5 protein-coding genes are annotated in these 5,954 nt (G+C 68.3%); all 5 read right to left on the reverse strand.

Annotated elements, in window-relative coordinates; translation table 11 throughout:
• Window positions 1-67: 67 nt before the first annotated feature.
• Window positions 68-832 carry an SDR family NAD(P)-dependent oxidoreductase gene (locus ACLFRM_RS08775; RefSeq protein WP_410755363.1) on the reverse strand — a complete coding sequence of 255 codons (765 nt, stop codon included), beginning with the start codon at window positions 830-832 and terminating at the stop codon, window positions 68-70.
• Entirely contained in the window at window positions 829-2,133 is a 1,305-nt protein-coding gene (locus ACLFRM_RS08780; protein ID WP_410755364.1) for a diguanylate cyclase, read from the reverse strand. The genes ACLFRM_RS08775 and ACLFRM_RS08780 overlap by 4 nt, the downstream gene beginning before the upstream one ends.
• A 67-nt stretch (window positions 2,134-2,200) precedes the next feature.
• Entirely contained in the window at window positions 2,201-3,136 is a 936-nt protein-coding gene (locus ACLFRM_RS08785) for a fructosamine kinase family protein (protein WP_410755365.1), read from the reverse strand.
• Complete coding sequence (locus tag ACLFRM_RS08790; RefSeq protein ID WP_410755366.1) at window positions 3,093-3,842, reverse strand: lysophospholipid acyltransferase family protein; 750 nt, start codon at window positions 3,840-3,842, stop codon at window positions 3,093-3,095. Before ACLFRM_RS08790 ends, ACLFRM_RS08785 begins: the two co-directional genes overlap by 44 nt.
• Before the next feature lie 10 nt (window positions 3,843-3,852).
• Window positions 3,853-5,931 (reverse strand): glycine--tRNA ligase subunit beta, encoded by a 2,079-nt coding sequence (gene glyS, locus ACLFRM_RS08795; RefSeq protein WP_410755367.1) that lies wholly within the window; start codon window positions 5,929-5,931, stop codon window positions 3,853-3,855.
• Between the last annotated feature and the right edge of the window lie 23 nt (window positions 5,932-5,954).

The following is a 5,954-nucleotide window of genomic DNA, read 5'->3' on the forward strand; positions in this document are numbered from 1 at the left end:
ACCGAAAAAAGCCCCGCCGGGACAAGACCCGGCGGGGCTTTTTGCCGTCTGGCCGCGCAACCGGCCGTCAGCCGCCCGGCCGGTTGCGCGCGGCCATCAGGGCTTGGTATTCGTCCGGGGCGAGAACCTGGCGCAGGTCGACGAAGCTGCCGCTCTCGAACTCGGTGAGGCCCGGCAGCGCGTGGAGTATCCGTTCGGCCGCCGCGCCCGGCGACAGCAGGGTCTCGGTGCCGCGGGCGGCGTGGATGCGTTCGAGCGCGGGGAAGCGCGTCGTGTCGTCGATCTGGCAGATCGTGTCGATGATGCGGGTGTCGATCAGCCCCGGTGCGATCGCGGCGACGTGCGTGTCCGGGAATTCGTGGGCGTAGAGCCGGCAGAGCATGTTCAGGGCGGCTTTCGACAGCGCATAGCCGCCCCAGCCGCGGTTGCCCAGTACCGCCGCGCCCGAGGAGATCGCGACGATCTGTCCGACCATGATGCCCGAGGCCAGCAGCCAGTCGAGGATCGTCTTGTTCGCCCAGACGTTGATGTCCATGATCTCGCGCAACCGCTCGACCGAGACGCGGCTCATGTCCTCGATCTCGCCCAGGATGCCCGCGTTGAGTACCACCAGATCGAGCCGGTCGACCCCGGCCAGCAGTTGATCCAGCGCGGGGGCGATCGCATCGAGGTCGGACAGATCGCAGTGCACGTCGACCACCCGGTCGGCCAACGCGGCGCAGCCGCGTCGACTGCAGCCGTACACCTGGTAGTCGCGTCCGAGCAGGGCGTGGCTCAGGCCCAGGCCGAGCCCACTGCTGTTGCCGGTGATCAGGGCCTTCGCCGTGGTCATAGGCTGATCTCCTCGCGCGCTGTCATCTGACAAGGCGGATGGTATTCGCTCCGGGCGACGCGATTGCGACCTTCCCGCTTGGCCAGATACAGCGCCCGGTCGGCCGCCGCGATCAGGTCGTTGATCGAGCCGATCCCGGGGTCGCTGCGGGTCACGCCGGCGCTGGCCGTGACGGTCTCGTCCTGCAGCGGTGCCGACCAGTCACGCGCCTCGATCGCCTCGAGCAGGGTGATGGCGAGGCGGCAACCGGAAGCGCCGTCGTCGTCGAGCAGCAGGCCGATGAGAAACTCCTCGCCGCCCCAACGCATGGCGACCGCATCCGGCGGGGCGTGTTGCGCGATGAGTCCGCCCAGCGCTTCGAGGACGGAGTCGCCCACCAGGTGGCCGTAGCGGTCGTTGATGGGCTTGAAATGATCGACGTCCAGGGCGACCAGGGCGAGACGTCGTGTCGAGCGCCGGGCGGTGTCGAGCAGCTTCTCCAGCCGAATCATGCCCTTGCGCCGGTTGAGCAGTCCGGTGAGCATGTCGCGGTCGGCCTCGCGCTGCAGCCGGGCCTCGACCGCCTTGGCGTCGGTGACGTCGTGGACCAGTCCGGTCACGCGCCGTGGTTGACCCTCGTCGTCCCAGTCGACCACGGAACCGCGATCGTGCACCCACAGGTAGTGGCCGTTGCGATTGCGCAGCCGGTAGACGGCCTCGAACTGGTGGCGCTCGCCCGCGAGGTGGTCTTCGAGGGTGGCGATCACCACCGGCAGGTCCTCGGGGTGGACGTTGTTCTTCCAGGTCTCGATGACCTCGGGCATTTCCTCGGGCCCGTAGCCGAGCAGGCTGTGCAGGCGGGGACTGAAGGTCAGGCGGCCCTCGTTCGGGTACCAGTCCCAGACCCCGTCGGCCAGATCGTGGAGGATCTGCCAGCGATTGGTCGAGGCGTGGGTCGGATCGACCGTTCCGGGGCGACGGCTGATGTCGCGGGCCACGGAAACGAACCGTTCCTCGCCATCGATGGTGACGACCGTCGTGACCACCTCGACCGGCAGTTCGCTCCCGTCGGCTCGACGGTGCGAGCCAATGAAACGGTAGGGCGAATTCTGGCGGATGACCTCGGCGATCTCCGACCAGGCCGGCATGCCGTGGACCCTGGTCTGCAGGGAGAGCACCGAATGCTCGAGCACATCCTCGCGAGCCAGCCACAGGTCCTCGTGGGCGGCCCGGTTGCAGTCGACGATTCGGGAGGTCGCCGGGTCGATCACGTAGACCGCGTCCGGCAGGGCATGCACTAGCTTGGCGCTGAAGTCATCCATGACGGACCGGTTTCCTGTGTGAAATAACCCCCAATTCTAGACCTGCCGGTGGCGCACCCCAAATCGTTCAGCGCAGTTCGGCGAGCAGCTGGCGGAGCATGCCGTCAGCGCGACTGGCGTAGCCGCCACCGAACAGGTTGAAGTGATTGAGGACGTGGTAGAGGTTGTAGAGCGTCTTGCGTGTCCGGTAGCCGGGATCGAGTGGCAGGTGGGCCTGGTAGGCGCGGTAGAAGCCGGGCGAGAACCCGCCGAAAAGCTCGGTCATCGCGATCTCGGCCTCGCGGTCGGCGCGGTAGGTGGCCGGGTCGAACAGTATTGGGGTGCCGTCGGCCAATGCGCCGTGATTCGCCCCCCACATGTCGCCGTGGATCAGCGCGGGGTAGGGGCGGTAGTCGGTAAAGAAGGCGGGCAGGGCCTCGATCAGTTCGCGCCCGGCGTCGATGGTGCCCCCCGAAAGCCCGCGTTCGGCCGCCCAGTCGAGTTGCGGGGCGAGGCGTCGCTGGCCGTAAAAGCGGGCCCAGTCGTCGTCCTCGCCACCGAGCTGGGGCATCGCGCCGATGAAGTTGTCTTCCTCCCAGCCGAAGGCCGGCTCGGGCTCGGCGTGCAGTTCGGCCAGCGCATCGCCCAGCGCGGTGTCGTCGACCGGGCCGAGGTCGAGCCATTCGAGCAAGAGATAGGCCGTGCCGTCGACGCTGCCCGCCGCGACCACGTCCGGGGTGCGAATACGCTCCCCCAGTGCCTCGAGCCCGTGCGCTTCGGCAGGGAACATGCCGTCGTCGCGGTCCGTATGGGTCTTGAGAAACAGCGGGCCGACGTTCGTTTCCAGCCGGGAGGCGTCGGCGATGCAGCCGCCGCCCACGCCTCGCTGGTCGGAGACCTCGAGCGAGGCGATTTCGGCCAGCCGCGCGGTCAGTGCGTTCTCGGGTGCCTCGCCGTGCCGGATGCGGGTCAGCGCGTCGTCAAGCAGGGTCTGATACGTGGTTGGGGCAGCCGTGGCGGGCATAAAGGGCCTCCTGTGTCGCCTCGATCCACTCCTGGGTGGCGTCGTTGATCTCGTTGGCCGTGCGGCCTTGCGTTTCGATCGGCGGGCCGAACACGACATGGATGGTGCCGGGTTGCATGCGAAAGCCCTTCTTGGGCCACAGGCAGCCCGAGTCGACTGCCATGGGAACGACCCGGGCGCCGCTGCGCTCGGCCAGCATGGCCCCGCCGATCCGGTAGTTGGGGGCCGCACCGGGCAGGCGGCGCGTGCCCTCCGGGAAGATCACCACGTCCCGCCCGTCGCTCAGCGCCTGCTTCCCCTGCTTGAGGATCTGAGCCAGGGCCTTGCGACCCGAGCTCCGGTCGATGGCGATCGGCACGATCGCCTTCAGGCCCTGGCCGAATACCGGGATGCGCAGCAGCTCGCGCTTGAGCACGAAGACGGGAAACCGCAATGTGCTGGGCAGGAACATGGTTTCCCAGGTCGACTGATGCTTGGCCAGCACCAGGTTGCCGCCGGCCGGGTCGAGGTGTTCGATGCCTTCGACTTCGTAACGGATCCCGGTGAACACGCGGGCCAGCCACAGCAGCGACCGACCGAAGGAGAACAGCAGGCGATAGCGCCGTTCGAACGGCAGGAAGTGGCCGACCAGCAGGATGGGCGTGTGCAGCAGCAGCGACAAGATCGCGAACAGGGCAAACAGCGCGGTCCGTAGCCAGGTCAGCATCGCCTCGACCTCAGGCCTGCAACTGGGAGACGTCGGCAATCGCCAGGAACAGCGCGTTCAGTCGCGCCAGCATCGCCAGCCGGTTGTCGCGCAGCGCCTCGTCGTCGGCCATGACCATGACCGAGTCGAAGAAGGCATCCACCGGCTCGCGCAGGGCGGCCAGCGTGCTGAGCGCGGCGGTGTAGTCGCCCTCGGCCAGCAGCCCCTCCAGTCGCGGCCCGATCGCGTCGAGCGCCTCCCACAGGCGCTGCTCGGCCGGCTCGACCAGGCGGGACTCGTCGACCGACTCCGGCACCGGGCCGTCGTGCTTCTTGAGAATGTTGCCGATGCGCTTGTTGGCGGCGGCCAGCGCCTCGGCCTCGGGCAGTTCGATAAAGGCGTTGACCGCCTGCATGCGCTGCTCGAAGTCCAGTGGCCGGCGGGTGCCGGTCATCGAGACGGCCTGGAACACGTCGCTGCGAATGCCGCGATCGAGGCTGTAGCGGTGCTGGCGCTCGGTGATGAACTCGAACACGCCCATGACGTGGTCGCGTGCCTCGGGCACCTTGTCGGCGATCCCTTCGGCGGCCGCCTCCAGCAGCTCGACCAGGTCCAGGTCCAGCTCCTGCTCGACGAGAATGCGCAGCACGCCCAGTGCCGCGCGACGCAGGGCAAACGGGTCCTTGGCGCCGGTGGGCGCCTGGCCGATGGCGAAGATGCCCATCAGCGTGTCGAGCCGGTCGGCCAGTGCCACGGCCTGGGCGACGCCGCCGCGCGGCAGGTCGTCACCGGCGCGGCGCGGGCGGTAGTGATCGTCCAGGGCGATCGCGACGTCCTCGTCCATGCCCTCGTGGCGGGCAAGGTGGTAGCCGATGGTGCCCTGCAGGCCGGCGAACTCGCCCACCATCTGCGTCTGCAGGTCGCATTTACACAGGCGTGCCGCCCGGCGCGCTGCCTGGGGGTCGGCATCGATCCGCTTGGCAATGGCCTCGGCCAGCTGCTCCAAGCGACGCACCTTGTCGAACACGCTGCCCAGGCGTTTCTGGAAGACCAAGTGCTTCAGGGATTCAAGGTGCGATTCCAGCGGGGTCTTGAGATCGCCATCCCAGAAGAACATCGCATCCGAGAAGCGCGGGCGGATGACGCGCTCGTTGCCGTGGCGCACCGCCTCGAGGTCGCGGCTTTCGATATTGGCCACGGTGATGAACCACGGCATCAGCGCACCGTGCTCGTCCAGGACGGGGAAGTACTTCTGGTCGTCCTGCATGGTGTACATCAGTGCCTCGTGCGGCACCTCGAGGAAACGCGCCTCGAACTGCCCGGCGACGGCCACCGGCCATTCGACCAGCGCGGTCACCTCGTCGAGCAGGTCGGCATCGATGTGGGCGCGCCCGCCGATCTCGTCGGCCTTCGCGTTGACCTGCGCCTCGATGTGCGCGCGTCGCTCGGCGAAGTCGGCCAGCACGTAGCCCTGTTTCTGCAGGGTGGTGGCGTAGTCGGCCGGGGCGCTGATGGTCAGGGGCTGCGGGTGATGGAAACGGTGACCGAAGGTCTGGTTGCCGGCGGCGTGATCGAACAGGGTCATGTCGACGATCTGCTCGCCGTGCAGGGCCAGCACCCAGTGGACCGGGCGGATGAACTCGGCCTTGGAGGTGCCCCAGCGCATGCGCTTCGGGGTGGGCAGCTTGTCCAGCGCGCGCTCGACGATGCCGGGCAGCAGGTCGGCGGCCGACTGGCCCGGCTCGGTGTAGCGGTGCACCAGCCATTCGCCCTTGTCGGTGCTCATGGTCTCGAGCTGGTCCGGCTCGACGCCGCAGCCGGTGGCGAAGCCTTTCAGCGCCTTGGTCGGATTGCCCTCATTATCGTAAGCGGCCTTGACGGCCGGGCCGCGGCGCTCGACCGGCTTGGGTTCGGTCGCGCCGGCGAGTGCCTCGACCCGCACGGCCAGCCGGCGCGGGGCGGCGTAGGCGGTGAGCTTGCCGTGGGCCAGCCCGGCCTCGTCCAGCCCGGTGCGGATCTCGTCCTCGAGCGCGTCGCGCAGGGTGGTCAGGGCCTTGGGCGGGAGTTCCTCGGTGCCCAGTTCGAAAAGAAAGTCCGCCGTGTCAGTCATGTAAGTCCGTACCTGTTGGCAAT

Origin of the sequence: Guyparkeria sp. (assembly GCF_046540515.1) — a bacterium.
Lineage (GTDB): Bacteria > Pseudomonadota > Gammaproteobacteria > Halothiobacillales > Halothiobacillaceae > Guyparkeria.

Excerpts from the sequence above, each read along its gene's own strand:
- ACLFRM_RS08775 (WP_410755363.1), bottom strand. The coding sequence starts at position 832 with ATGACCACGGCGAAGGCCCTGATCACCGGCAACAGCAGTGGGCTCGGC.
- ACLFRM_RS08780 (WP_410755364.1), bottom strand. The coding sequence starts at position 2,133 with ATGGATGACTTCAGCGCCAAGCTAGTGCATGCCCTGCCGGACGCGGTC.
- ACLFRM_RS08785 (WP_410755365.1), bottom strand. The coding sequence starts at position 3,136 with ATGCCCGCCACGGCTGCCCCAACCACGTATCAGACCCTGCTTGACGAC.
- ACLFRM_RS08790 (WP_410755366.1), bottom strand. The coding sequence starts at position 3,842 with ATGCTGACCTGGCTACGGACCGCGCTGTTTGCCCTGTTCGCGATCTTG.
- glyS (WP_410755367.1), bottom strand. The coding sequence starts at position 5,931 with ATGACTGACACGGCGGACTTTCTTTTCGAACTGGGCACCGAGGAACTC.